23 protein-coding genes are annotated in these 25,821 nt (G+C 68.6%); 11 read left to right on the top strand and 12 right to left on the bottom strand.

The annotated features are described in order from the left end of the window. Positions 1–38 precede the first annotated feature (38 nt). On the bottom strand, positions 39–1,622 hold the full coding sequence (locus GXK59_RS16760) for an HNH endonuclease signature motif containing protein (RefSeq protein ID WP_160668485.1): 1,584 nt from the start codon (positions 1,620–1,622) through the stop codon (positions 39–41). 136 nt (positions 1,623–1,758) lie between these two features. Further along, positions 1,759–3,096: a uracil-xanthine permease family protein gene (locus tag GXK59_RS16755; RefSeq protein WP_160668483.1), complete on the bottom strand. Its 1,338-nt coding sequence runs from the start codon at positions 3,094–3,096 to the stop codon at positions 1,759–1,761. A 214-nt stretch (positions 3,097–3,310) separates the two neighbouring features. Here GXK59_RS16755 and GXK59_RS16750 point away from each other — a divergent pair, with 214 nt between their 5' ends. Then, positions 3,311–3,916 carry a malonic semialdehyde reductase gene (locus tag GXK59_RS16750; RefSeq protein WP_160668482.1) on the top strand — a complete coding sequence of 202 codons (606 nt, stop codon included), beginning with the start codon at positions 3,311–3,313 and terminating at the stop codon, positions 3,914–3,916. A gap of 323 nt (positions 3,917–4,239) precedes the next feature. Next, a complete protein-coding gene (locus tag GXK59_RS16745; RefSeq protein WP_160668480.1) occupies positions 4,240–5,400 on the top strand; it encodes a GGDEF domain-containing protein in 1,161 nt (386 codons plus the stop codon). Positions 5,401–5,409: 9 nt separating this feature from the next. Here GXK59_RS16745 and pgm read toward each other — a convergent pair whose 3' ends face one another. Next, complete coding sequence (gene pgm, locus GXK59_RS16740) at positions 5,410–7,083, bottom strand: phosphoglucomutase (alpha-D-glucose-1,6-bisphosphate-dependent) (RefSeq protein WP_160668478.1); 1,674 nt, start codon at positions 7,081–7,083, stop codon at positions 5,410–5,412. 126 nt (positions 7,084–7,209) lie between these two features. Here pgm and GXK59_RS16735 point away from each other — a divergent pair, with 126 nt between their 5' ends. Continuing rightward, a complete protein-coding gene (locus GXK59_RS16735) occupies positions 7,210–7,755 on the top strand; it encodes a DUF4190 domain-containing protein (RefSeq protein WP_160668476.1) in 546 nt (181 codons plus the stop codon). A gap of 1 nt (position 7,756) precedes the next feature. Here GXK59_RS16735 and GXK59_RS16730 read toward each other — a convergent pair whose 3' ends face one another. The 4 genes from GXK59_RS16730 to GXK59_RS16715 form a co-directional block, all read right to left on the bottom strand. Beyond that, positions 7,757–8,602: a phosphotransferase gene (locus tag GXK59_RS16730; protein ID WP_160668474.1), complete on the bottom strand. Its 846-nt coding sequence runs from the start codon at positions 8,600–8,602 to the stop codon at positions 7,757–7,759. Positions 8,603–8,606: 4 nt separating this feature from the next. Beyond that, complete coding sequence (locus GXK59_RS16725; protein WP_160668472.1) at positions 8,607–10,076, bottom strand: peptide MFS transporter; 1,470 nt, start codon at positions 10,074–10,076, stop codon at positions 8,607–8,609. A 58-nt stretch (positions 10,077–10,134) separates the two neighbouring features. Then, complete coding sequence (locus tag GXK59_RS16720; RefSeq protein ID WP_160669235.1) at positions 10,135–11,292, bottom strand: alcohol dehydrogenase catalytic domain-containing protein; 1,158 nt, start codon at positions 11,290–11,292, stop codon at positions 10,135–10,137. A 105-nt stretch (positions 11,293–11,397) separates the two neighbouring features. Beyond that, a complete protein-coding gene (locus GXK59_RS16715) occupies positions 11,398–12,843 on the bottom strand; it encodes an amidase (RefSeq protein ID WP_160668470.1) in 1,446 nt (481 codons plus the stop codon). Between the two features lie 303 nt (positions 12,844–13,146). Between GXK59_RS16715 and GXK59_RS16710 the strand changes: the two genes are divergently transcribed. The 3 genes from GXK59_RS16710 to GXK59_RS16700 all read left to right on the top strand — a co-directional run bounded on the left by GXK59_RS16710 (position 13,147) and on the right by GXK59_RS16700 (position 14,787). Then, complete coding sequence (locus GXK59_RS16710) at positions 13,147–13,473, top strand: rhodanese-like domain-containing protein (protein ID WP_160668468.1); 327 nt, start codon at positions 13,147–13,149, stop codon at positions 13,471–13,473. 18 nt (positions 13,474–13,491) lie between these two features. After that, the gene (gene pheA / locus GXK59_RS16705) at positions 13,492–14,472 is read left to right on the top strand and encodes a prephenate dehydratase (RefSeq protein ID WP_160668466.1); all 981 of its coding nucleotides are present in this window, start codon (positions 13,492–13,494) and stop codon (positions 14,470–14,472) included. Between the two features lie 93 nt (positions 14,473–14,565). After that, positions 14,566–14,787, top strand: a complete 222-nt coding sequence (locus GXK59_RS16700) for a hypothetical protein (protein WP_160668464.1) — start codon at positions 14,566–14,568, stop codon at positions 14,785–14,787. On the opposite strand, the gene GXK59_RS16695 is transcribed toward GXK59_RS16700, so the two are convergent. Next, positions 14,784–15,848: a diacylglycerol/lipid kinase family protein gene (locus GXK59_RS16695; protein WP_160668462.1), complete on the bottom strand. Its 1,065-nt coding sequence runs from the start codon at positions 15,846–15,848 to the stop codon at positions 14,784–14,786. The genes GXK59_RS16700 and GXK59_RS16695 overlap by 4 nt on opposite strands. 89 nt (positions 15,849–15,937) lie before the next feature. On the opposite strand from GXK59_RS16695, the gene serS reads away from it, so the two are divergent. Together serS and GXK59_RS16685 are read left to right on the top strand one after the other, a co-directional pair. Continuing rightward, positions 15,938–17,218, top strand: a complete 1,281-nt coding sequence (gene serS / locus GXK59_RS16690) for a serine--tRNA ligase (RefSeq protein WP_160668460.1) — start codon at positions 15,938–15,940, stop codon at positions 17,216–17,218. 100 nt (positions 17,219–17,318) lie between these two features. Further along, positions 17,319–18,200, top strand: a complete 882-nt coding sequence (locus GXK59_RS16685; protein WP_160668458.1) for an HAD family hydrolase — start codon at positions 17,319–17,321, stop codon at positions 18,198–18,200. 18 nt (positions 18,201–18,218) lie between these two features. On the opposite strand, the gene GXK59_RS16680 is transcribed toward GXK59_RS16685, so the two are convergent. From GXK59_RS16680 to GXK59_RS16665, 4 genes are all read right to left on the bottom strand, one after another. After that, a complete protein-coding gene (locus GXK59_RS16680) occupies positions 18,219–18,818 on the bottom strand; it encodes a MarR family transcriptional regulator (RefSeq protein WP_160668456.1) in 600 nt (199 codons plus the stop codon). 157 nt (positions 18,819–18,975) lie between these two features. Continuing rightward, positions 18,976–19,779, bottom strand: coding sequence for a DUF429 domain-containing protein (locus tag GXK59_RS16675; protein ID WP_443094296.1), 804 nt, complete (start codon positions 19,777–19,779; stop codon positions 18,976–18,978). 17 nt (positions 19,780–19,796) lie between these two features. Next, complete coding sequence (locus GXK59_RS16670; protein ID WP_202129151.1) at positions 19,797–21,122, bottom strand: carboxylesterase family protein; 1,326 nt, start codon at positions 21,120–21,122, stop codon at positions 19,797–19,799. Positions 21,123–21,257: 135 nt separating this feature from the next. Then, a complete protein-coding gene (locus GXK59_RS16665; RefSeq protein ID WP_024366620.1) occupies positions 21,258–21,746 on the bottom strand; it encodes an inorganic diphosphatase in 489 nt (162 codons plus the stop codon). Between the two features lie 153 nt (positions 21,747–21,899). Here GXK59_RS16665 and dacB point away from each other — a divergent pair, with 153 nt between their 5' ends. The 3 genes from dacB to tilS all read left to right on the top strand — a co-directional run bounded on the left by dacB (position 21,900) and on the right by tilS (position 25,812). Further along, positions 21,900–23,402, top strand: a complete 1,503-nt coding sequence (gene dacB / locus GXK59_RS16660) for a D-alanyl-D-alanine carboxypeptidase/D-alanyl-D-alanine endopeptidase (RefSeq protein WP_160668455.1) — start codon at positions 21,900–21,902, stop codon at positions 23,400–23,402. A gap of 143 nt (positions 23,403–23,545) precedes the next feature. Next, positions 23,546–24,664: a zinc-dependent metalloprotease gene (locus GXK59_RS16655; RefSeq protein WP_160668453.1), complete on the top strand. Its 1,119-nt coding sequence runs from the start codon at positions 23,546–23,548 to the stop codon at positions 24,662–24,664. Positions 24,665–24,774: 110 nt separating this feature from the next. Continuing rightward, positions 24,775–25,812, top strand: coding sequence for a tRNA lysidine(34) synthetase TilS (tilS, locus tag GXK59_RS16650; RefSeq protein ID WP_202129230.1), 1,038 nt, complete (start codon positions 24,775–24,777; stop codon positions 25,810–25,812). Positions 25,813–25,821: the final 9 nt, after the last annotated feature.

Below are 25,821 nucleotides of genomic sequence, written 5' to 3'. Positions count from 1 at the left end.
GCGCGCACCGTCTGGTGCCGGTCCTGGCCTTCCTGCTGCTACGAGCGTCCGGCTAAGCAGCGTCCGGCTAAGACCGGGCGGCTGAGCCCAAGCTTTGTGCCTGCAACTTTCGAATCGGGGCCCTTGCCCAACGCGGCATCCATGTCGTCATTCAGGTCTGCTTGCGTATCCGGGACCAATTCAGTGGCCAGGACTCCCGGTGGCCAGTGGGGTGGTTCCCAGTCCTGTTGCTCGCTGGGGTAGTGCCTTCCGGAAGGTGACGTCCAGCCGGGCGGTGCGTCTTTGCTGGCTCCGGCCGGTGTCCAGGCTGAGCTGTGTTTCAGGCCGTGGTGTTTGCGGCAGGGCTGGCCGAGGTTGCTGATCCCGGTAGTGCCTCCGTCGGCCCAGGCCAGGAGATGGTCGGCGTCGTTGTCCAGGGACTGGTTGTTGCAGCCCGGGAAGGGGCACTTCCCGTCGCGGAGCCGCAGCCACTGCCGCACTGCCGTCGGCACCCGGTAGCTGGACCGGCCGATTTCCAGCGGCGCCCCGTCCCGCGGATCCACCAGGACCCGGTAGAAGGAGCCGGCGCCCTCGGCGATGAGGCGGCGGGCCATCGAGGGCGGGATCGGCCCGTACCCGTCCAGGACCGCCGGTTCCTCACCCGCGCCGAGCAGGGACAGGACGGGGACGGTGACGAGGACCTGCGCCCGCGGCGACGGCACACCCCCGCCTGCCACTTCGCCGTCGGCGAGTCCGTTGGTGAGCAGCCAGGTCGCGGCGATGTCGGCGCGGAGCTGGGTGAGGGTCCTGGCCTCGTCCGGGCCTTGGAGGGCGCGGGCGGCGGCGGTGGTCCGGTCCCAGATCCCCGCCGCGGTATCGGCCGGCAGGTACGCGGAGAACCAGGCCATCCCGTCCCGGTCCGGGCGGTACTCGACCCGCCGGTCCGCAGCGCTCTTGGTGTGGCGTGTCTCGATGCTGTCCCGGTGGTGGCGTTCGCGCCAGGTGCGGGCCTTGGCCCGGAACCGGGACGCCACGAGCTCCCCGGCCGGGCAGCCACGGGCCGGGTCCGGTGCGGCCGGGTCCAGGAAGTGCGCTTCCAGCCCGGCCGCCCCGGCCGGGTCCAGGCTGCTGGTTTCGTCGACGATGATCCGGGCGTGCGCCCAGGAAATCCTCCCGGCCGCCAGCGCGGCCAGGGTCAGCGGCAACGCCGTCGTGAGGGCCTGGCAGTCGGACAGGAAGGCCCCTGCGGCCCGTTCGCCCACGGTCAGGACACACGCGACCTCAGCCGTCACCGCCATCTCCTGGCACTTGGCGTCGTGCGGTGCCATCGCCGGTGCCGCCATGGCATCGGTGGCCCGCAAATAGGCCGCGCCCAGCCGCACCTTCAACGCCGCGGCCCGCGCCTCCCACCGGGCGACCTCGGCAAGGCCGTCCAGGCAATCATCGGCAAGATCCCGCAACGGATCGTCCGCCAACGGACCAGCATCCCGGCGGACACTGGCCCCGGACGGACCACCGCCGTCAGCGCCCGAGGGATCCTCGTGATCAGCGCCGACAGCGGTAACGGAGTCCATCGCTGCGGCAAGCGCCGTGACAGCCGCCAGAGCCTCCCAGCCCTCCGCAATCCAGTCCGAACCTTCCATGAACCCAGAATATCGAGGGTCCGCGACAACTAATCGACCGGAAACAGGCTATGTGGATAACTCGACCGCAGTTTGCGGAGGCCTGTCTCAGCGCCGGCAAAAGCATCCCCAGTAGGTCCAGCGGACGGATTTAGCCTTAGCGGCGTTTTTTCGTGGCGCGCTTCACGGCGGACGTGGCCGCGGCTGCGACGCCTTCCGTTTCCGGCTCGGCAACGGTGCCCCTAACCTTCGCGATCGCCTTCATGCCGTGGTAGATCACCAGGGCCGCGGCGGAGCCGAGGGCGATGCCGGTGAACTTCAGGTCGCCGATGGTCCAGGTGTAGTCGGCGATGCCGACAATAAGCGCGACGGCGGCCGTTGTCAGGTTGATCGGGTTGGAGAAGTTCACCTTGTTCTGCACCCAGATCTTGACGCCCAGGACGCCGATCATGCCGTAGAGCATCGTCGCCGCGCCGCCCAGCACGCCGGCCGGGACGGTGGCGATGAGTTCGCCGAACTTCGGCGAGAAGCTCAGCACCACGGCGAAGACACCGGCCACCCAGTAGGCCGCCGTCGAATAGACCTTGGTGGCAGCCATGACGCCGATGTTTTCCGCGTAGGTGGTGGTGCCGGAGCCGCCGCCCAGGCCGGCAAGCACCGTGGCCGCACCGTCGGCCATCAGCGCGCGCCCGGAGACGCCGTCGAGGTTCTGGCCGGTCATGGCTGACACGGACTTCACGTGGCCGATATTCTCCGCCACGAGCACCAGAACCACCGGCACGAAGAGACCAACGACGCCGAGGTGGAATTCGGGGGTCTGGAAGAACGGCAGCCCCACCCAGGCGGCGGAGTCCATCTTGGAGAAGTCCACCTCGCCGCGGATCATCGCCACGAAGTAGCCAAGCACGACGCCGACCAGGATGCTCAGCCGGCCCAGGATGCCGCGGAAGAAGACGCTGACCACGATGATCGTGGCCAGAGTGATGAGGGCGGTGATCGGGGCCGCGTCGAAGTTGTTCTTCGCTGCGGGGGCGAGGTTGAGGCCGATCAGCCCCACGATGGCGCCCGTGACGATGGGCGGCATCAGACGGTTGATCCAGCCGGCACCGAACTTCTGCACCACCGCACCGATGATCGCCAGCCCGACGCCGGCCAGCACCACTCCGCCGAGCGCGCCGGCGACGCCGTACTGCTGCTGCGAGGCCATGATCGGCGCGATGAACGCGAAGCTGGATCCGAGGTAGCTCGGCACCTGGCCCTTGGTGATGACCAGGAACAGGAGGGTTCCGATGCCGGAGAAGAAGAGGGTGGTGGCCGGCGGCATGCCCGTGATGATGGGGACCAGGAAGGTCGCGCCGAACATGGCGACAACGTGCTGCATTCCGATACCAATGGTCAGCGGCCACGCAAGACGCTCATCCGGCTTCACGACCTCGCCCGGGCGGATCGATTTGCCGTTGCCGTGGAGCTTCCATTTGGTTCCGAGCATGCTCATTGCCGGGGCCTTTCAGAGAATGTGTGGCGGGCGGGAAGGAATCTTCCGGAGCAACTTTACCGCGCCGGTGTTTCCGGCATGCTTCGCGGGCGGCGCCCCTGTGCCGGACGTCACGGGGCGTTTCGGGAAGCAGAGGACACAAGTTGAAGTTGCAACCATAGACAGTAACGAGTGGCCGCCGCCCCGGCGGGTACGCCCAGCGAAAGGGATGCTCATGACCATCGCCCATGACGAAGCAGTAATCGATGCCGCCGCAGTGGACGCCATCTTTGCCGAGGCCCGCACCGCCAACACCTTCACGGGCGAGGTCACCGACGAGCAGGCCCGGGCCATCTACGAACTCACCAAGTTCGGCCCCACCGCGTTCAACTCGCAGCCGCTGCGCGTGACCTACGTCCGGTCCGCGGAAGCCCGCGCCACCCTGGTCGAGACCCTCGCCAACGGCAACCGCGCAAAAACCGCCTCCGCACCGCTCGTCGCCGTCCTCAGCTACGACACATCCTGGCAGGAACAGTGGGATAACTTCCTGCCCGGCTACAACGCGCCCAAAGCCATGTACGACGCCGCCCCGGACCTCGCCGCGGCCACCGGCAACAACAACGCCCACCTGCAGGCCGGCTACTTCATCCTCGCCGTCCGCTCCCTCGGCTTTTCCGCCGGACCCATGACGGGTGCGGACTTCACCGCGATTGATCAGGCATTCTTCCCCGACGGCAGCCAGAAGAGCTTCCTCGTGGTCAACATCGGCCGGCCCGCTGCCGACGCCTGGGGTGCGGCGAAGCCGAAGTTCGCCTACGAGGACGTCGTCCGCACGGTCTAACGGCACTGTTTCTGACGCGGAGGTGCCTCCGGCACCATTTTCACGCGGCGGTGCCTCCGGCACCATGGGGGACAGGCCGGAGGCACTCGGGACGCAATTCTGCGGTTGAGCGCACGGCCGCATCCGGGACCGCTTCCCAGTTTAGTCCGCTTTGAGGCCGTAAACACAGGGGCCCGCGGGCTTCGACCGGGCCTGTCCCGGCCCGGCACCGACGTATTCGAGACCGTGGTCACACTTTCTGCCCCGGGGTGCGATACTAAGGTCACTTGCGGCGCGTAGTCGACGCAATTCGGGCTATTGCGAGCGGACCGGGGGGCCACTACATGATGCTTGACACCGCAACCCTGCGGGTCGCTTTGGCGGTGGTCGACCTGACCCTGCTGCTGCTTTTCTATTTCATCACTTTCCGCCGGACGCGGTCGGCCTACAGCGGCTGGTGGTGCCTGGCACTGCTGCTGTTCCTGTCCGGCAATGCGGCCTACCTGCTGGACGGCACGCCACACCAGATCTGGTCCAACCCGCTCGGAAACGTGTTTCTCGTGGCGGGCGCGGCGAGCATCTGGGCGGGAGCCCGTTCGCTGCGGACCACGGTTCCCAAGATCTGGTACCTCGCCGCCGGGCCCGGCATCACCGCCGTGGCATCGGTGCTGGACCAGCCGGCCACCAATGTGTGGTCCGGCGGCCCGGCCTATCTTGGGTTCATGGGCCTCCTGATCGGGCTCGGCTGCCGGGAACTGTTCCTGCTGGACCGGCACTTCTCGCGCGTGCACCTGACGTTGGCTGTTGGCTCCGGCATCCTGGCCGCCTTCTATCTGGGCCGATTTGCCGCCTTTGTTCTCGAAGGGCGCGACGGGCCCGTGTTCCTGACCGTCTTTGGATCCGTCACGATGACGGTCTTCTCCGCCGTGATCATGGTGGTGGCGTCCTTCACGATGGCGGAGCTGAGCTACGAGCAACAGACCCAGGACCTCCGCGCCCGGGCCACGGTGGACGGGCTGACGGGGCTGCTGAACCGTACGGCCTTCCTGGACCTCGCCGAGGACGAACTGCGCCGCCTCAGCCGGGCCAGGACCGCGGCGTCGCTGATCCTGGCGGATCTGGACCACTTTAAGGCCATCAACGACGAGTACGGCCACTCGGCCGGCGACGCCGCGTTACAGGCGTTCGCGGACGCCTGCACGTCCACGGTCCGCTCCAGTGACCTCGTCGGCCGCTACGGCGGCGAGGAATTCATCATCCTCCTGCCGGGCGTGACACCCGAACGGGCCGGGGAAATCGCCGCCGACATCAGCGCGAAGCTGCAGGCCTCGGCGTCGTCGGTGATCCCGCGCCTGCCTACCTCCAGCTATGGCATCGCCTCGACGGCGCCCGGCCGCGTGGACCTTGACGCCATGATCGCCTCCGCGGACGCTGCCCTCTACCGCGCCAAGACCCAGGGCCGGGACCGTTCCGTGCTCGCAGGGGTCGAGGAAGACCCGGCCTGAGCGTGGCCGCTAGGAAATGACGCCGTCCACCAGCGCCTTGGCCTCGGCCTGGACCTGCTTGAGGTGTTCGGCCCCTTTGAAGGACTCGGCGTAAATTTTGTAGACGTCCTCGGTGCCTGAGGGGCGGGCCGCGAACCAGGCGTTCTCGGTGACGACCTTGAGCCCGCCGATCGCGGCACCGTTGCCCGGCGCTTCGGTCAGTTTGGCGGTGATGGTTTCCCCGGCCAGTTCCGTGGCAGTGACGTCCGACGGCGACAACTTGCCCAGGGCGGCCTTCTGCTCCCGGGTCGCCGCTGCGTCGATCCGCGCGTAAACCGGGTCGCCGAACTGGTCGGTGAGGCCCTTGTACAGCTGCGACGGCGACTTGCCCGTGACCGCCGTGATCTCAGACGCCAGCAGCGCCAGCAGGATGCCGTCCTTGTCGGTGGTCCATACGCTGCCGTCCATCTTGTTGAACGAAGCGCCGGCAGATTCCTCGCCGCCGAAAGCCCCTTCACCGGACAGCAGCCCCGGAACGAACCATTTGAATCCGACCGGCACCTCAACCAGCTTGCGGCCCAGGCTTTCGGCCACGCGGTCGATGATGGACGAGGAAACCAGGGTCTTGCCGATCACCGACTTCGGGTTCCAGCCCGTCCGGTGCCGGTACAGGTAGTCAATGGCGACGGCGAGGTAGTGGTTCGGGTTCATCAGCCCACCTTGTCCGTCAACAAAAGGTGTGACGATGCCGTGCCGGTCGGCGTCGGCGTCGTTGCCGGTGGCAATGTCGAAGGGTGCGGACCCGTCCGCACCAGCAGCCATCCGGTTGATCAGCGAGGCCATCGCCGACGGCGAGGAGCAGTCCATCCGGATTTTCTCGTCCCAGTCGAGCGTCATGAAGGCCCACTGCGGATCGACGGTGGGGTTGACCACCGTGAGGTTCAGGTGGTGGCGTTCACTGATCTCGCCCCAGTAGTCCACCGAAGCGCCGCCCATCGGGTCGGCGCCGATCCGGACGCCTGCCTCGCGGATGGCGTTGAGGTCCAGGACGGAGGGGAGGTCGTCCACGTAGCTGCTGAGGAAGTCGAACTTGCCCGTGGTGCCGGCGCTGAGCGCCTCGGCGATGGGAATCCGCTTGACACCGCGCAGGCCGTTTTCCAGCAGTTCGTTGGCGCGGTTGGCGATCCAGCCGGTGGCGTCCGTGTCAGCGGGGCCGCCGTGCGGGGGGTTGTACTTGAAGCCGCCGTCGCCGGGCGGGTTGTGGCTGGGGGTCACCACAATGCCGTCTGCCTGCGGCGCTCCGGCGGGGGAGTTGTTGTTGTGCGTCAGGATGGCGTGGCTCAGCGAGGGAGTGGGGGTGTAACCGTGGCGGGCGTCGATCAGGACATTGACGCCGTTGGCCGCGAGGACCTCCAGGGCGGAATTCTGGGCCGGCTCGCTCAGGGCGTGGGTGTCTTTGGCGAGGTACAGCGGCCCGGTGATGCCCTGGCCCGCCCGGTACTCCACGATCGCCTGGGTGATGGCCAGGATGTGGGGTTCGTTGAAGGAGGCTTTCAGGCTCGAGCCCCGGTGCCCGGAAGTGCCGAAGGCCACCCGCTGGCCGGGGTCGCCAAGATCCGGGGAAACGTCGTAGTACGCATCCAGGAGCGCAGTGAGATCAACAAGGTCTTGGGGTTGGGCAACTGTGCCCGCGCGGCTAGCCATGGCACCAGCATGCCAGACCGGCGGGGAAGGCAACATGATTACGGCCCCTGTGACGGAAGAAATATCCTGCTCATCGCAACGGGACGGCGGTAGGCTGAACCGAGAGACTTCCAGAGGGGGAAAACCATGACTGACCAGCCGAAACCGGAGAAAGGCGAGACGCCGGAGGGCTACCAGCCGCCGTCGTTCATTCCTGGGCAGGAGTCCGGCGAGCAGTACCGCCCGCCGGCCCCCGATTACAGCCCGCCCACGGAGCCGTACGCCACGCCATATGGCACAGCACCGCAGCTGGCCCCCGGCGCCGGAGGCCAGCAGCAGTACGGGCAGCAGCCGTATGGTGCGACGCCACAATATGGCCAGCCGGGCGGCCCGTTCAATGCCTATGGCCAGCCGGCCTACTATGGTGTGCCGCCGGAACCTAAGGGCCTGAGCATCGCCAGCATGTGCTGCGGCATCGCCGCCTTCGTGGGGCTGGGTATCTTCCTCTTGCCGCAGCTCGCGGCGGTCATCCTCGGCCACCTTGCCCTCAGGCGCGAGCCGTCGGGCAGAGGCATGGCCATAGCCGGCCTGGTATTGGGTTATGTGGGGATTGCGCTGACCATCCTGGTTATCGTGATCATCGCGCTGGGTCTGGCCATCGGCACCTCCACCCGCATGCGCTACGGGGCCTAAATTATCCCGTAAGAGCCGCGACCAGCCGTCCGGCGTTGGCCTGGAGCCAGTCGCCGCGGCGCCGGATCTGGCCGCCGACGCCGTCCTCCCACATCCGGGCCCAGCCGCCGCCGAGTGCGCGCGCGTTGTGTTCCATCCGCTCGTAGCTCAGCGCCGTGGCCTCGATCCCGAAAGCCGGCAGCCGGCGTCGTTCCTCGTCATTCCAGCCGTAGGCGTCGGCGAAGATCCGGAGCCGCCGGAACGGGTCCGTCGCCTCCCATCCCGGCCACCCATCGGCCGGGTCCCGGAGCGGAACCCAGTGCATGGCGGTGTTGAAGGAATCCTTGAAGGCCGTCGTCGGGCCGGCGAGGTCGAAGTCCACCAGACCGGCGGCGAGGCCGTCCCGGACCACGACGTTCTGCGGGGTGACGTCCAGGTGGCAGACGAGCTCCGCCGGATCCTGGCGGACCGGGCGCGGCGGGAAGGGGTGCCCGTCCGGCACGAACCCGGCTGAGGCCCCGTGCAGCCGGCGCAGCAGCTGCGCCACGGAGGCCAGGAGCTCCTCGGACTCGACCCACGCCTCCGGGACCGGACCGGCGCACTGCCCGGGCAGGAAAGTGAGCACGTCCCGGCCTTCAGCGTCCCGGCCCAGGAACAGAGGGGATCCGTCGAAACCGGCGTCTTCCAGCCAGTCGAGATACGCGGCGACGGCCAGTGACTGCGGCTGGTGCGGGCGGCGGATGGTCCCGCCGACCCGCACCACACCGTCGGTGACATCGCCCGCCGGCATGAGTCCGACGTCGGACGCCTCGCCGGCGGCGGGGACGTAGACGCGGGACTCAAGCGGCGCGCGGTGCCTGGAGCTCATCGGGTCAGCGTACGCCGCCCATGAGCTTCTTGATCGCCGGGGAGGCCGCGGCCAGGCCAACGGCCAGGAGCATCGCGGTGCCGCCGATGCCGATGAAGTACGGCAGCTCGTCCTCCGGGTTGTACAGGCCGGACAGGATGCCGGCCAGAGTGGTGCCCAGCGAGACGGACAGGAAGAACAGCGCCACCATCTGGGTGCGGAAGGCCTCCGGAGCCAGCTTGGTGGTCACGGACAGGCCGATGGGGGACAGGAACAGTTCCGCGAGGGTGAACAGGAACAGGATCCCGACCAGTGCCAGCAGCGGGGTCTTGCCGTCCCCGGCCAGCGGGATGAAGGCCAGGAACGCCAGGCCCATCACAAAGAGGCCGATCGAGAACTTCAGCGCCGAACCGGGCTGCTTGCGGCCCAGGCGGGTCCAGAGCGCAGCCAGGACGCCGGCGAAGATGATGATGAACACCGGGTTGATGGACTGGACCCAGGCGGCCGGCATTTCCCAGCCGAACAGGTTCCGGTCCAGCTTCTCCTCCGAGTACACGGCGATGAAGGTGAACTGCTGCTGGAAGAGCGCCCAGAAGGCGGCCGAGGCGATGTACAGCGGGATGAATGCTGCCACCCGGCGGCGTTCAGTGCCGTTGACCTTCTTGCTGCTGAAGATCAGGGCGAAGTAGAGCACGGAGGCGCCGATTGCCGCATAGGCCATGGACAGGGCCAGGTTTTCGGCATTCACGATGCCGGTGGCCAGCAGCACGGCGATCACGGCGGCGATGCCGGCGAAGCGCAGGCCGTACTTGGTGCGCTCGGCGGCGGGCAGCGGGTTATGCACCCGGTGCGTCTCCTCCGGCAGGTTCTTGCGGCCCAGCGCGTAGATGACCAGGCCCACGGCCATGCCGACGGCGGCCGCGCCGAAGCCCCAGTGGAACCCCTGGCTTTCCTGCAGCCAGCCGGTGACCAGCGGGCCGATCAGTGCGCCCGCGTTGATGCCCATGTAGAAGATGGAGAATCCGGCATCGCGGCGTTCGTCCTTCTCCCGGTAGAGGCTTCCCACGAGGGCGGTGGCGTTGGCCTTCAGCCCGCCGGAGCCGACGCCGACCAGCACCAGGCCGGCGATCAGCCCGGGAATGCCCGGCATCAGGGCGAGGGCGATGTGGCCGGCCATGATCAGGACGGCGGAGCCAAACAGCACCTTTTCGGAGCCGAAGAGCCGGTCCGCGAGCCAGGCGCCCAGGATGGTGGAGAGGTAGACGCCGCCGCCGTAGGCGCCGACGAGGCCGGCGGCCAGGCCCTGCTCAATCCCCAGGCCGCCCTCGGCGGCCGTGAAGTACATGTAGTAGAGCAGGATGCCCTGCATGCCGTAGAAGGAGAAGCGCTCCCACATCTCTACGGAGAAGAGGCTGGCCAGCATCTTTGGGTGGCCAAAAAAGGACGTATCGCCCGGCGTTGTAACGGGGGGATCGGATAAATGAGTAGTGCTCATTTACTTAATGCTGACAGTGTGACGCGCGATTGTCACATTCGCGGCGCCGCGGGGCAAGTCATTCGGCGGGTGTTTTGCCCTCGGTTTCCGCCCCCGCGCCGGCCCAGCCGGCGTCGAACATAATGACCTGGCGGACCGCTTTCCCGTCGGCGAGCTGGTCCATGGCCTGGTTGATGTCCGCCAGGGCGATGCGGGACGAGATCAGCTCCTCGACCGGCAGTTTCCCCTCCCGCCACAGCTGCGCGTACTTCGGGATGTCCCGGGCCGGCACTGCGGAGCCGAGATAGCTGCCGACGATCGTGCGGGCCTCGGCCGTGATGGTCAGCGGCGAGATCTGGGCCCGCGCGTCCGGGTGCGGCAGGCCCGCGGTGATCGTGGTGCCGCCCACCGCCGTGGCGGCGAAGGCGGTTTCGAAGGCGCGCGGGTTCCCGGCGCATTCGATCACGTACCTGGCCTTGACGCCCTCCGCCAGGACCTGCTGCGGGGTGTAGGTTTCGTGGGCGCCCAGGCGGCGGGCATGGGCGAGTTTTTCGTCGAGCGTGTCCACGGCAACGATCCGCGAGACCCCCTGGGAGACCGCCGTGATCAGCGCGGCCATGCCGACGCCGCCGAGTCCCACGACCATGACGCTGTCCTGCGGCCTGGGCCGGGCCGCGTTCAGCACGGCACCGCCTCCGGTCAGCACGGCGCAGCCGAGGACGGCGGCGACGTCCGCCGGGATGTCATCGCCCACCGGTACGGCCGAGGCACGGTCCACCACAGCATGGGTGGCGAAGCCGGAGACGCCCAGGTGGTGGTAGATCTTTTCGCCGCCGCGGCCCAGGCGCATCGATCCGTGCAGGAGGGTTCCTTCGCCGTTGCTCTTGGAACCCGCGGTGCAGGGTAGCCGGCCGTCTTCGGCGCAGTTCGCGCACCGTTCGCAGCGCGGCAGGAAAGACATCACCACGCGCTGGCCCGACGCCAGGTCCAAGACGTCCGAGCCGACCTCGACGACGCGGCCCGCAGCCTCATGCCCCAGCAGCATCGGCACTGGGCGGACCCGATTGCCGTCCACCACGCTCAGGTCCGAGTGGCAGATGCCGGCGGCCTCGATCTTCACCAGAATCTCGGTGGGGCCGGGTCCCTCCAGTTCCAGCTCGGAGATGGTGATGGGCCTGGAGTCCGCGAACGGACGGGGGCGGCCGATTTCCTCAAGTACTGCACCGGTGATCTTCATCGATCCCTCTCGTGTGGTTTCCAGACGGGTCATGTCCCGACCTTGCTCAGCTAAACCGTATCGGCACCGTCCCGCGAATTCACCGACGGCCCGCGGGCCGTCGGGTTAGAACCCCAACTGCGCGGCCAGTTGCAGCAGCAGCGCCTCGGAACTCATCGGCCCGACCAGCTGGATGCCCATCGGCAGCCCCGCACCCTTCGCCCCGCCGGTCCAGAACACCGGAACGCTGATCGCGGGCAGCCCGCACACGTTCACCATGGACGACCAGGGCGCGTACTCGCACTGCTTGCGGTAGTCGCCGTCGGCATCCCCGGTCCATTCCGCCGCCGGCCAGTAGCCGTCGCCATGGGCCGCCCCGGTGAACCAGCCCACCGGACGGGGCGTCTGGGCCAGTGCGGGCATGAGCATCACGTCCCAGGCGGCGTACTGGGCGATGGTGTCACGCTGGAACTGGCGCAGGAAGCTGAGGGATTCGGCACGTTTCGCGGGCCCGCGCTGCTGCGCGCGGCGCCTGAACGTGCGGGTCAGCGGCGTCAGGAGCGCCTCGCGCTGGGGAGCGACCCGGGCGTCCCCGACGGCGGCGGTCCAGGCCGTCGTGAAGGCGTCCGGGTAGCGGTTGTCGTAGCGGATGGAGGCATCCGCGGTTTCGTGGCCGGCCGCCTCCAGCAGCCGGATGCCTTCGGCGAGGGCGTCGAGGGCTTCGGGGGCCGGGGTGAAGGGGAAGATCGTCTGCCACGGGCTCTCCAGGCTCACCCCAATCCGCAGCTTGGGCGGATCCTTGGCGGCCAGTTCAAGGTAGCTGGGGGAGGGGGCTGCGGGCCCACCGGTGCCGGGTGGGCCCGGCACCAGCGCATCGAGCAGCAAGGCAGCGTCCGCCGCGGACCTGGCGAGCGGCCCGGACACGACCAGGCCCGCGGGATCGCCGGTGCTTTCGCCTGCGGGGACCAGGCCGCGGCCCGGCTTCAGGCCCACGAGCCCGCAGGCCGCGGCCGGGATGCGGACCGAACCGCCGCCGTCGGACCCGGGCGCGAAGGGAATCAAGCCGGCGGCCACCGCCGCGGCGCTGCCGCCGGAGGATCCTCCCGAGCTGCGGCTGAGGGCATACGGGTTCCGGGAGGGCGGCGCGATCCGGTTCTCGCTGTACGCCGTCAGTCCGAACTCCGGAACCTGGGTCTTGCCCAGAGAGACCACGCCGGCCCGTTTAAGCGTGGCGACGAGGGCTCCGTCGACCAGTGCGGGTTTGTGGTCCAGGGCGGCGCTGCCGTGGGTGGTCACGACTCCGGCGACGTCCGTCAGGTCCTTGAAGGCCACCGGCATGCCGTGCAGCAGCGCCGTTTCGGTTTTGTCCCGGGCGGCCCGGGCGTGGGCCTCGTCCGCTCCGGCCGCGTCCAGCAGGGCCTGCTCCGCGGTGATGGTGATGAAGGCGCCAAGGTGCCGGTTCTCAGCGGCAATGCGGTCCAGGAAATGCCCTGTGGCCTGCCGCGACGACAGCTCGCCGGAGCGCAGGGCGTCGCGGAGCTCCACTGCGGAGAGCTCATGGATTTCAGCCACGCCGGCGCCGCCCCCGCGGTTCCCCTGTGGGACATGTCCAGTGGTGGCGCGTGCCCTCCGGGGGACATGTCCAGTGCTGGTGCGGGCGGGTGGACATGGTGGGATTGTGCCCAGTGGTGGCGGCCGGGGGAGGGCATGTCCGGTGGGCGGGGAGGGCGCGGGCCGCCGGAATCGCGCGACGGTCAGCTGCCGGGGGTCTCCTGTGCGCCATCCCAGAAGCGTAACCTGCTGCCGGGTAAGGGTGCGGCACCGGCGGCTGGCGATACGCTGGAGGCAGACCAAGCATTTTGCGGAAGGACGACCATGAGCGACTTTGACACCGTGACCGTGTCCGACATCCCCGAAGGGGCCAGGATCCTCGACGTCCGCGAAGACTACGAGTGGGTCGCAGGCCACGCCGCCGGTGCGCTCCACATCCCGTTGGACCACCTCCCGGCCCGGCTCGATGACCTCGATCCCGACGAGGACCTCTATGTCATCTGCCGTACCGGCGGCCGCTCCTTCCGCGCCGCCCAGTGGCTTTCCGGACAGGGGTATTCCGCCCTGAACGTGGCCGGCGGCATGGACCAGTGGCTGGAAACCGGCATGCCGCTGGTGTCCGACAACGGACTCAAGCCCGTCATCCTGTAGTTGAAGAGAGAAACGCCCATGCCCGCAGCACCTGTCACGTATACCTTCCTCGGACCCGCGGGCACCTTCACCGAGGCAGCCCTGATGCAGGTTCCCGATGCGGCGGAGGCCATCCGCGTTCCGTCGTCGAACGTCAACACGGCGCTGGACAAGGTCCGCGACGGCTCGGCCGACGCGGCCATGGTGCCGATCGAGAACTCCGTGGAGGGCGGCGTCACCGCAACCCTGGATGCGATCGCCACCGGACAGGAACTGCGCATCCTGCGCGAAGCCCTCGTGCCGATCAGCTTCGTGCTGGTGGCCCGGCCCGGGACCCGGATCGAAGACATCCGCCGGATCTCCACCCACGGCCACGCCTGGGCACAGTGCCGTCTCTGGGCCGAGAAAAACATTCCGAGCGCGGAATATATCCCGGGGTCCTCCACAGCCGCGGCCGCCATGGGGCTGCTGGAGGGCGACATCCACTACGACGCGGCAATCTGCGCCCCGATCGTGGCCGCCGAGCAGCCCGGGCTCAGCGTGCTGGCGGAGAACATCGGCGACAACCCGGGGGCGGTCACGCGCTTTGTGCTGGTCGGCCGGCCCGGCCAACTGCCGGAGCCCACCGGCGCGGACAAGACCACCGTGGTGGTTCCGCTGCCGGAAGACCGCCCCGGCGCCCTCATGGAGATCCTCGACCAGTTCGCCACCCGCGGCGTGAACCTCAGCCGGATCGAGTCACGGCCCACGGGCCAGTACCTGGGCCACTACTTCTTCAGCATCGACGCCGACGGCCATGTGGCGGACGCGCGGGTGGCGGACGCGCTGGCCGGCCTGCATCGGATCAGCCCGGCCACCCGCTTCCTGGGTTCTTACGGACGCGCCGACGGACACCGGACCAGCGTGGAGCCGCACACCTCGGACCAGGCGTTCCGCGCGGCGCACGCCTGGGTCAAAGACATACTGTCCGGAGCATCTGTGGTGCCGGAATATACGACCAAGGCTTCGCCCACAGCGTAGACAAATGCCACATGAGGCACTTCCGCCCCTCTGAAACTGTGCGTATGCTTGCCTGATCCATATTGGGGAAGTCCTCTACCGAGGGAGCAGGTCATGGCAGGTACCAGCCTTGAAAATGACGGCCAGGGAATGATCGTGAATCCCAAGCCGACCGCTGACAACCAGGACTGGGACGGTGACGACGCCGACCGTGCAGACCGGTTGCGCTTCGAAGAGGAGCAGGCAATGATCCGCGAGCAGTCTGAAGCGCGCGCCGCCAAGGCGGCCGCGGAAGCGAAGAAAACCGCCGCCGCGGACAAGGAAGCCAGCGCCTAGTCTCCCTCGGTGCCGTCCTTGACCCGGACGAGCAGCGAGCCGGGGGCAACCTGGACGGTGACCTTTGTGGCCGGGCCGGTCGGATCGCCGTCGACCTGTGTGGGCATCGGCTCCGCACAGCGGATGGTGATTTTTCCGGAGCGGTAATACGTCATCACCGGCAGGTTTCTCTTGTGCTTCAGCACGATCTTCCAGTACATCGCCAGCCAGCCGATCGCGCTGCGCGGGCTCATGACCACAACGTCGAGCATTCCGTCATCAATCATGGCCTGCGGGATGAAGTCGATCCCGCCGGGGATCAGGCCGCAGTTCGCGAACAGGACGCTGCGGATTTTCCGGCTTTGCTCCGGCTGGTCGTCCAGCGAGATGGAGACCTTTTTCCGGCGGCCGGGGAGGTGCCGCACCCCCGCTTCGGTGTAGGCGAGCCAGCCCACTGCCTTCTTGAGCCCGTCGTTGGTGTCGCCCACCACCTCGGCGTCCATGCCAATACCGGCAATGACCAGGAATGTGTGCTCCGCTGACGCGTTGGTGCGGGAGTTCTCCACCCTCATCCGCGCCGTATCGATGAAGCGCTGGTGCCCGAACAGTGCGGTTTCGATGCTTCCGTGCAGGTCGCCCACGTCAAGGTGGATGTTGCGGGCCAGCAGGTTGCCGGTGCCCAGCGGGATCAGGCCCATGGCGGTGTCGGTGCCGGCGAGGATGTCCGCCACCACCCGTACGGTGCCGTCACCGCCGCCCACGAGTACGACGTCGGCCCCGTACTCGACGGCGGCACGCGCCTGCGAGAACCCGGGGTCCTCGGCGGTGGTGTCGAAAAACCGCGGCGGTACCCAACCGGCCGCGGCGCACGCCTTCTCGATCAGGGTGCGGGCCTCGTCCGACCGGGACTTGATCGGGTTCATCACCACGGCCACTTTCTGCTGGCCAAGGCCCGGGCTGTGCGTTTCCTCCCACACGGCGCTGCGGGTGTGCCTGGCCTTGAGCTTGCGCACTCCCCACCAGCTGGAGACGGCAAACGCCAGGACTCCAGCGATGACGAGGTACAGCAGCCAGTCGCGCATTGTGCTCCAACACTATCCCGCCGCTGGCCGGAGACCGGATTGCCCGACGAGTGCCCGGTAATGCTGGCCGGATTGGATACTCTTGTCAGGTGATCGACGTAAAAGACCTCAGCGAAAATCCGGACAAGTTCCGGGCCAGCCAGCGCGCCCGCGGCGCCGATGAATCCGTGGTGGACGCGATCATCTCCGCGGACTCGGCCCGGCGTGCCGCCCTGATCCGCTTTGAAAACCTGAGGGCCGAGCAGAATGCGTTCGGCAAGAAGGTGGCGCAGGCCAAGGGCGAGGAGAAGCAGGCGCTGCTGGCAGAGGTCAAGGTCCTCGCCGGAGAGGTCAAGGCCGCCTCCGCCGAAGCCGACGTCGCGCAGGCCGCACACGAGGAACTGCTGCGCGGCATTCCCAATCTCATCGAGGACGGTGTCCCCGAGGGCGGCGAAGATGACTACATCGTGGTCAAGACCGTCGGCACGCCCCGCGAATTCCCCGATTTCGAGCCCAAGGACCACCTGGAAATCGGTGAACTGATCGGCGCCATCGACATGGAGCGCGGCGCCAAGGTGTCCGGTTCACGCTTCTACTTCCTGCGCGGCGCCGGAGCCCGGCTGGAAATGGCGCTCCTGCAGATGGCCATGGAGCAGGCGATCGACGCCGGCTTCGTGCCGATGATCACCCCGACCCTGGTGCGCCCGGAAACCATGCAGGGCACCGGTTTCGACGTCAAGCACGACGCCGAGATCTACCGGCTTGCCGAGGACGACCTGTACCTCGTGGGCACCTCGGAGGTGGCCTTGGCCGGCTACCACGCGGATGAGATCCTGGACCTCTCCGCCGGCCCGATCCGCTACGCCGGGCAGAGCTCCTGCTACCGCCGCGAGGCCGGCTCGCACGGCAAGGACACACGCGGCATCATCCGGGTCCACCAGTTCAACAAAGTGGAGATGTTCATCTACACCACGGTTGAGGAGGCCGCGGCTGAGCACGCCCGGCTGCTGGCATGGGAAGAAGAGATGCTGGCCAAGTGCGAACTGCCGTACCGGGTGATTGACACCGCTGCCGGAGACCTCGGCAACTCCGCAGCCCGCAAGTTCGACTGCGAGGCCTGGGTTCCGACGCAGGGCGCCTACCGCGAGCTGACCTCGACGTCCAACTGCACCACGTTCCAGGCGCGCCGGCTCAACATCCGCGAACGTGTACTGAACGAGGACGGTGCACCCAAGGGCACCCGTGCGGTCGCCACGCTCAACGGCACCTTGGCCACTACCCGCTGGATCGTGGCCATCCTGGAGCACCACCAGAACCCGGACGGCTCCGTCAACGTCCCGCAGGCACTGCAGAAGTACCTCGGCGGCATGACGGTCTTCCCGGTCATCTGAGCCGCAGCCGCAAGGGCGTCAACAGCTGTTCACCCCGGATTCACCGCGCGCTGTGCCCTGCGTCCTAGCGGCTGTCGGGGGTGTCTGCTCTACTTATTGGATGACAACATTGACTGAAACCTCAGTCGCCGGCAACGATGACCGGCGAGAGAACAATCCGAACAACCACAACAACCGGAACGCCACAGCCCGCAAGCTGATGGTCGCGCTCGACGTCGACGGCACCCTCGTGGACCATGACGGCCACATGTCCGTCCCCGTCCGCGAAGCCGCCCAGGACGTTGTGGCTGCGGGCCACCACGTCACTATCGCGACCGGCCGCTCGCTTAACGCGACGCTGCCCATCATTGAGCACATCGGCATCGAAAACGGCTATGCCGTGTGCTCCAACGGCGGCGTCACCCTGCGGCTGGATTCCAGCCTGTCCGATGGCTACGAGATCGTGCACAAGGCAACGTTCGACCCCGGCCCCGCGCTCCGCGCCCTGCGGAAGCGGCTGCCGTCGGCCAAGTACGCGTTGGAGGACGAGGACGGCAACTTCCTCTCCACCGAGCGCTTCCAGGACGCCAGCTTCGGCGTGGAGGCCATCGGCGTCGACTTCCAGACCATGCTGGAAGCCACCGCAGTGCGCGTCGTGGTCTTCAGTTCCGAGAACACCCCAGAGGAGTTCAACACGGCCATCCGCCACATCGGCCTGGCCGGCGTGACCTACTCGGTGGGCTGGACGGCGTGGCTGGACATCGCCGCCGCCGGCGTGACCAAGGCGAGTGCGCTCGAGCACCTGCGCGGCCGGCTAAGCGTCGAGGCGCACCACACCGTCGCCGTCGGCGACGGCCGCAATGACATCGAGATGCTCACCTGGGCCGCCCGCGGCGTCGCCATGGGCCAGGCGCCCGAGGAGGTCATCGCCGCAGCGAACGAGGTCACCCACTCCGTTTACGACGACGGCGCCGCCCACGTCCTGCGCAGCCTGCTGCTCTAGCCAACGCCGGGCGTGGTCTCAGCGGACCTCGAGAATGAGGCCCAGAAGCCGCGCCGCGGCGGGCCTCGCCGCGTGCTCCTCATTCCACTGGGCCCGCGCCACAGCCTTGCTGACAGCCTGGGTGGTGATGCCGAGTTCCTCGGCCACCGCCTTCTGCTGTCCGCGCACCCCGGGGGTCAGCAGGTCCAGCACGCGCCATTCGGCAGGGCTGCGGTCGTGCACGATGTGCCCCAGGAGCCGCAGCACGGCCTCGGCTTCCGTGGCGAGGTCAGCCAGCGGGCCCTCTACGGCCACCGGAATCCGGTCCTTGCCGTTGCGCAGCCGGTCGACGGCCCGGCGGGCATAGATCAGCCCGTGGCCGGAGGCGTCCTTGATCTGGTTCGGCAGGGGCTCATTGACCGGCCCGACGCCGATGCCGACGTACCAACTGCCGGTCCGCAGGGCGATCATCGCCGCGTCCACGGCCTGCCGGGGGCTGTCCACAATGCCCTGGACCTCGTCCTCTACGGAACGGTCGAAATCGAGGCGCGCCGGGATGTGCCGCAGGTCCTTGAGGAGCTGCGGCACGCAGTCGCCGTCGCGCCGGCTGTCGGTTTGGTTGATGGTCAGCGTGAACATTCTGAATCCACACTACCCGGTGGAGGCAGCCAGGCAAGCGCCCCGGCGCAGGGCCCCGGCACAGTCCCAGCCGCAGCTGACCGGCGGTCAGGGGTGCTGAATCTGGTGCCGGAGCGACCCGCGGAAGGCCGGAATTCGGGCGCCATGCCGGCTGGCCTCAGCCGGACTGGCTCGTCCCCCGGAGCCCGTCCAGCCCGCCGGCGGGCAGATGGATCCAGCCCTCGCTCCGGGCAGCCCTGGCATGGCCGGCGTCGGGGTGGATGGTCGCGCCGAGGGCCACGGCACGCGCGGTCAGGGAGGCGATGAGAGCGTCGAGCATGTCATCGGAGGCGGCCAGCTGGCCATCGTATCCGGCCAGGTCCAGCCAGGGTGCTGCCCGTTTGAGAGCTCCAAGGATCCCGGCCAGCCGCTGCGTCTCCGCGCCGCCGCGGCCCTTGTAGCCGCGGGCCAGCAGCCCCCAGGACTTCAGGGACGCCGCCGGATAGACCTCCGCGAGCCGGCCGCTGCCGTCCCGGGGCTGCGGCCCGTGGTCCCGGGCAATTTTGGCCTGGATGACCGCGCAGCGCATCGCCGGGTGTGCCAGCCGGTCGGCGGACACACTGAGCGGGATCAGCCCGGTCCGGGCGGTGACGAAGCGGTCGGTGTCCCGGTAGGCCAGCAACCGGCGGCCTTCGATCCCGTCATGGTCCAGGACCGGGTGCGCGTCGAAGGCCAGGTGCCCTGCAATGAAGGGCAGGAAGGCGTCGGGCCAGCCCACGGGGCAGTCGATCCCGGTCATGTCGCTCGCGCCGAAGAGCCGCACAATCTCCTCGTCGCCGACATCGAGGGCCAGGTGCACCAGACGGGCGGTGCCGCCGCTCCATTCGAGGACGGCGGCCGCAGTTTTCCTGGTGCCCGCGGCGAGGTCGACGCCGAGGGTCAACACCCGCGGCCTGCCGGGCCTGGCCGGGGACGTGTTCATGTGAGCGTTCCTTCGACTCAGACCGAGCGGTACCGGAGGGCGCCGGGAATCCCGCCGCGGCTGTCCAGACCCTTCCCGGAGGCAAAGCGGGCCCAAATGGCGCGGAGTTCACGGCCCGGGGCGTTGATTTCCTCCCAGCTGGCGCCCGCGAGCAGCCCGGCTCCTGCCCACGTGCTTTCGTTGCCGAACAGCAGCGGCAGGTCCACGGTGTGCGCGGCGCCGTAGAAGTTTCCCGGCGCGGCCCAGGACAGCACGTAGCTGTACGCCGTGCCACCGGCCCGGGCGTGCCGCCGGGCGAATTTCCTGGCGGCCCTGCCGTACACCGCCTCGGTCACGCCCCAGTTGATGGCGCGGACGACGGCGGTGCCGATTACCGGGACCGTGGCCAGCCGGCTGACGGCGCGGTTGCGCGGCAGGAACATCCGGGCTTCCTCGGACGTGTGTCCGATCAGGACGTCGATCCCGGGGGCCGTGGCGTTCCAGGCGTCCTCAATGCCGGATTCCGGCGGCAGGGGGGCGTGCCCGTACTGGGTGCCGAACGGCATGGCCGCTATCAGCCCGAACTTCCGGGCCACCTGCGATACGTGCCCTTCGATTTCCACAACGTCCATCGCCGGGGTGTCTTCGGTGACGGTTTCCGCGGCGATGCCCATGGCGATGCTCATCTTCTCCCTTCCCCGGGTGATGCCCAGGGGTGCGCTTTGAATGATGGCGCGCTGGAAGAGGGCTGGGGCTTCCGGCGTCGCCATGAGGTGGGCGACGGCGTCGCCTCCGGCGGACTGCCCGAAGGCCGTGACGTTTCCCGGGTCGCCGCCGAAGGCGCTGATGTTGCGCTGCACCCAGCGGAAGGCCTCCAGCTGGTCCAGGAGGCCGAGGTTCGCGGGCCTGCCCGTGCCGGTTGCGAGGTAGCCGAACAGGCCCAGACGGTAGGTCACCGACACCACGATGACCCGGTTTTCGGCCACCAGGGCCTTGGGGTCGAAGATCGCCAGGTCCCCGGAGCCGGAGGTGTAGGACCCGCCATGGAGCCAGACCATCACGGGGAGGCGTTCGTTGCCTGCGAGGCCGGCCGGAATGGTGATGGAGAGCCGCTGGCAGTCCTCACTGCCGGGGAGCTCCCCATAGCGGGTGCCGAGGATGTCGTCCAGGAACGGCACCGGGGCCTGCGGGCACGCCGGCGAAAGGGACGTGGCGGCGAGGACTTCGGTCCAGTCGGGCGGACTGGCCGGGGGCTGGAAACGTGCCGCCGTGGCATAGGGGATTCCGGTGGCGCGCACCACTTCACCGTCATGCCATCCGGTGACCGGACCGCAGGGAGGACTAAAAGCAGGCACGTCATTCATGAGACAACGATTTCACACATTCCTGACCCGGCACTGACAACCGCCGTCGCGCTTTAAACAGCAACGCGGGGTCACTTCCGGCCCCTGTCCGGAGGCCGGATGGGCGGTAAGAGACCCCGCGTTGGAACTGGGAGGTTAGTGCGTGTGCGGGACGAAACGCTTGATGGATGCTTCAAGCTCGGCCTCGGCGGCGGCACGGTCGCCCCAGCCCTCGGCCTTGACCCACTTGCCCGGCTCCAGGTCCTTGTAACGGGTGAAGAAGTGCTCGATTTCCTTGATCAGGTATTCGCTGACGTCGCTGATCTCGTTGATGTGATCGAAGCGGGCGTCGGCCGGCACGCAGAGCACCTTGGCGTCTCCGCCGCCGTCGTCGGTCATGTTGAACACGCCGATGGGGCGGGACTCGACGATGACGCCGGGGTGCAGGTCGAAATCCTGCAGCAGCACGAGGGCGTCCAGCGGATCGCCGTCTTCACCCAGGGTGTTCTCGAAGAAGCCGTAGTGCGTGGGGTACTGCATCGAGGTGAACAGGACGCGGTCCAGGCGGACGCGGCCCGTTTCGTGGTCGACTTCGTACTTGACGCGTGATCCCTTGGGGATCTCGATGGTCACGTCATGCTTCATGGAATGCTCCTCGACGAATTCAGGGGGTTCGCGGCACCCGTGACAACCACAAAAAACAGTGCCGGTGCCGCCGACTACTATTGAGGATATAGCGAGAGGCCCAGGTTTCAGGAACTAGTGGGGACATTTCAGGACTAAAGGACCAGTAGCAGCATGAAACGCAGAACGAGCCGCCCGGGCGCGGACCCGGCTCCCGGCCCGCTGCGGCGGAGCCTCCCGCTGCTGCTGCAGACCCTGCTGGTCGTGGCGCTCGCCCTCCCCGCCGGCATCGCCATCGCCCCGGCTTTCCTCGGCCCGGCCCCGTGCGGAACGGCCGCCCAGACCGCCCCGCCCTGGCACCAGGTCCCGGGCGCACTGGCCCCCCGCGTCGGCGCCGGCGGCACCCCGGACGGCATCGAACCGCTCACGGACGCAGCTCCCGTCCCGGCGGCGGATACCCTCTCGGCCCAACTCAACGAAACCCTGAAGACCGACGGCGCCGGGAGCTTCACCGGGGTGGTGCAGGACGCCCTCACCGGGGCGGTGCTCTTCGACCGGTCCGGCGACACGGCCCGTGTGCCTGCCTCCAACATGAAGCTGTTCACGGCCGCCGCGGCCCTGCGCACCCTCGGCCCGGAGCGCCGCTTCAGCACCAAGGCCGTGGCGGGCGCCGCCCCCGGCTCCGTCGTGCTCACCGGCGGCGGGGACGTGCTCCTGGGGTCCGGCGAATCGGTCCCCGGTGCCGTGCTGGGCCACGCCGGGCTCGCCACCCTGGCCCAGTCAACGGTCCGGGCCTTGCAGGACGACGGCGTCTCCGCCCCCTTGACGGTGCTCCTCGACGACTCACTGTTCACCGGGCCCGCGCTGAACCCGGCCTGGAGCCCGGAGGATGTTGCTGCCGGCGAGGTTGCGCCGCTGTTCCCGCTGGCACTGAACTCGGCCCGTTTCGACCCCGCCAAGACCACGGGCCCCCGCCCCCAGGACGCCGCGATGAGCGCCGCCGAGGCGTTTTCCGCCCAGCTCTCGACCGCGGCCGCCGCCGCCGGAATGACGGTGGCACCCGGCGTTGTCCGGGTCCCGGCCGGGGCGGACGGCGGCGGCGCCGGAACCAGGGTCCTGGCCGAGGTCCAGTCCGCCACGGTAGGCCAGCAGGTGGACCTGCTGCTGCGCACCTCGGACAACTACCTGGCCGAGACGATCGGCCGCATGACGGCGCTCGCGGCCGGAAAGCCCGGCAGCAATGAGGGCGCCGTGGCAGCAGTGCTGCAGCAGCTGGAAGGCCTGGACATCACCGCCGCCAACCTGCGCGCCGCGGACGTCTCGGGACTGGCGCTGGCCAACCAGGTTTCCGCCCGCCAGCTTGCCGGAGTGGTCCGGGCCATCACCTCCGGCACGGACACCCGGCTGCGCGCCGCCCTGGCCGGGTTCCCCGTCGCCGGTCTCACCGGAACCCTGGGGGACCGGTACGTGGACGCGGCGACGGCGCGCGGTGCAGGGCTGGTCCGGGCCAAGACCGGCACACTGAACACTGTGATCGCCCTGAGCGGGTACGTCGTCGACGCGGACGGCCGGCTCCTGGTGTTTTCCTTCATCGGCAACGGCCTGACCCCGGGGGCGGCGAACAAGGCCGCGCTGGACCGCACCGCCTCCGCCCTTGCCGGGTGCGGCTGCCGCTGACGCCTGCGGCCGCCGTCGAACCGTCGACTGCTCCGTAAACGCCCTTTTGGACCCCCAAAACGGCAGTTACGGAGCAACGGATGGCCCGGACGACGGCGATGATTTAAGGCGGATTGTCAGTCCCCTGTGATCTGATGGAGCCTATGGAGTCCTCTGCCAGCGAGACATCAGCCCAAGCCCAAGCCCTGATCAACTGGGAGCTTGCCGCGTCCACCGCCGCCCGGCTGACACCGGCCGGGCCCACCCTGGGATCGGCGGAAATCGGCGCCGCCGTGGACAACCTGCGGCTGATGGCCGACATTTCCGTGCCCCACGTCCATGACATCACCGGCCTGGAAGCCGCCCGCGACCTCCGCGACTCCTCGGTCCTGGTGGTGGACCGGGCTTCCTGGTCCAAGGCCAACACCCAGAGCTTCGCCGTGATGCTCAAACCGGCGATGGAGAAGATGCTCGAGGGCCGCCGCGGCACCCTGAACCCCGGCGCGGCCAGCGTCAGCGGCGCCATCACGGGCAGCCAGCTCGGCGCCATTCTCGCGTTCCTCTCCAGCAAGGTCCTGGGCCAGTACGACCCCTTCTCCGCCCTTGCCGAGAACTCCACCGCCCCCGCAGCCGGGCGCCTGCTCCTCGTGGCTCCGAACATCATCTCCGTCGAGCGCGAAATCAACGTCGAGCCCGAGGATTTCCGGCTCTGGGTCTGCCTGCACGAACAGACCCACCGGGTGCAGTTCGCTGCCGCGCCCTGGCTCCGGCACCACATGCTGGACGAGATCGAAAGCCTCAGCGGCCAGCTGCTCGGCAACGTCGACTCCCTGATGGAACGGGCCTCCGCCGCAGCGAAATCGCTCAAGGACCGCACCGCGGCCGGCGCCGCCCCCAGCCGGGGCGCCATCCTCGACCTGCTGCAGAACCCCGAGGAAAAAGCCGCGATCTCACGCCTGACCGCCCTGATGAGCCTGCTTGAAGGGCACGCCAACGTGGTGATGGACGCGGTGGACGCGAGCATCGTGCCGTCCGTGAAGACCATCCGGCAGCGCTTCAACACCCGGGCCACGGACCGCGGCGTGATTGAAAAATTCATCCGGAACCTGCTCGGGCTGGACGCCAAGATGCGCCAGTACAGCGACGGCTCAAAGTTCGTCCGCGAAGTGGTGGACGTGGCCGGCATGGAGGGTTTCAACAAGGTCTGGGAGTCCGCCGACCACCTGCCCAGCGAGACGGAAATCCACAACTCCAGGCTCTGGCTCGAACGGATGGGGCACTAGTTCCCGTGACATCCAGTCCCGCTTCCAGCGGCCAGGTTTCCAGTGGCCGGGTTTCCAGTGGCCGGCGCCAGCCCGGCCGGCTGGCGCCCGTCGTCGGCACGGCACGGAAAATGCTGCAGGACGCGCTCGCCGCAGCGGGCTACCCGGAACGTATCCTGGTCGCCTGCAGCGGCGGCCCCGACTCGCTGGCCCTCGCCGCCGTCGCCGCCTACTTCGCCCGCCGCGGGCACGTGGACGGCCACTCCGTCTCCGTGGGCGCCGTTGTGGTCGACCACCAGTTGCAGCCGGGTTCCGCCGACGTCGCCGGCGCTGCTGCGGTGACCTTGCGGGAACTGGGCCTGTCGCCCGTGCAGGTCAGGACTGTCGAGGTCGCCTCCACCGGGATGGGTCCGGAGGCGGCTGCCCGGGACGCCCGGCATACCGCCCTGGAAGCCGCCGCCGACGACGCCGGTGCCACGGCCATCCTGCTGGGCCACACCCTTGATGACCAGGCCGAACAGGTGCTGCTGGGGCTTGCCCGCGGCTCGGGAACGCGGTCCCTGGCGGGGATGCGGCCCGCCCGCGGCCGCCTGCTGCGGCCGTTCCTGGGGCTGCGCCGCGCCGACACCCTCGCGATCTGCGAGGCCGAGGGCCTGGACCCGTGGCACGATCCGAGCAACGCGGATCCGGCGTTTGCAAGGTCCCGGACCCGCGTCGAGGTGCTGCCGCTGCTTGAGGAGAAGCTTGGTCCGGGGGTGGCGGAATCGCTCGCCCGGACTGCCGCGATCCTGCAGCTGGACGCCGACTACCTCGAGGACGTGGCGAATGACACCTTCCTTGAACTGCGGGAACAATCCGGTGCCACGATCAGCCTCCCGGAGGCGGCCCTGCGCGGGCTCGCGCCGGCTGTCAGGTTCCGGGTCATCGCAAAGGCCGCGGCCGCCGTCGGAGGCCAGCAGCCCAGTTACCAGCGACTGCTCGCCGCGGAGGCACTGCTCCGCCGGCAGGGATCAGCGGGTCCCGTGGAGCTTCCCGGCGGGGTCAGTGTCTACCGGCTCTCACTCGCGCAGCTCCTCGCCGAGGGGCAGTCCGGCCCCGGCGGTGTTCCCCGCGAGGCGGCCCGCTGTGGGAAGCTTGTATTCCGGCCTCAAAAACCGCCCAAGATATAGTCGACCCCG

Origin of the sequence: Pseudarthrobacter sp. ATCC 49987 (assembly GCF_009928425.1) — a bacterium.
GTDB lineage: Bacteria > Actinomycetota > Actinomycetes > Actinomycetales > Micrococcaceae > Arthrobacter.
This window is presented reverse-complemented; position numbering and strand designations above follow the sequence as displayed.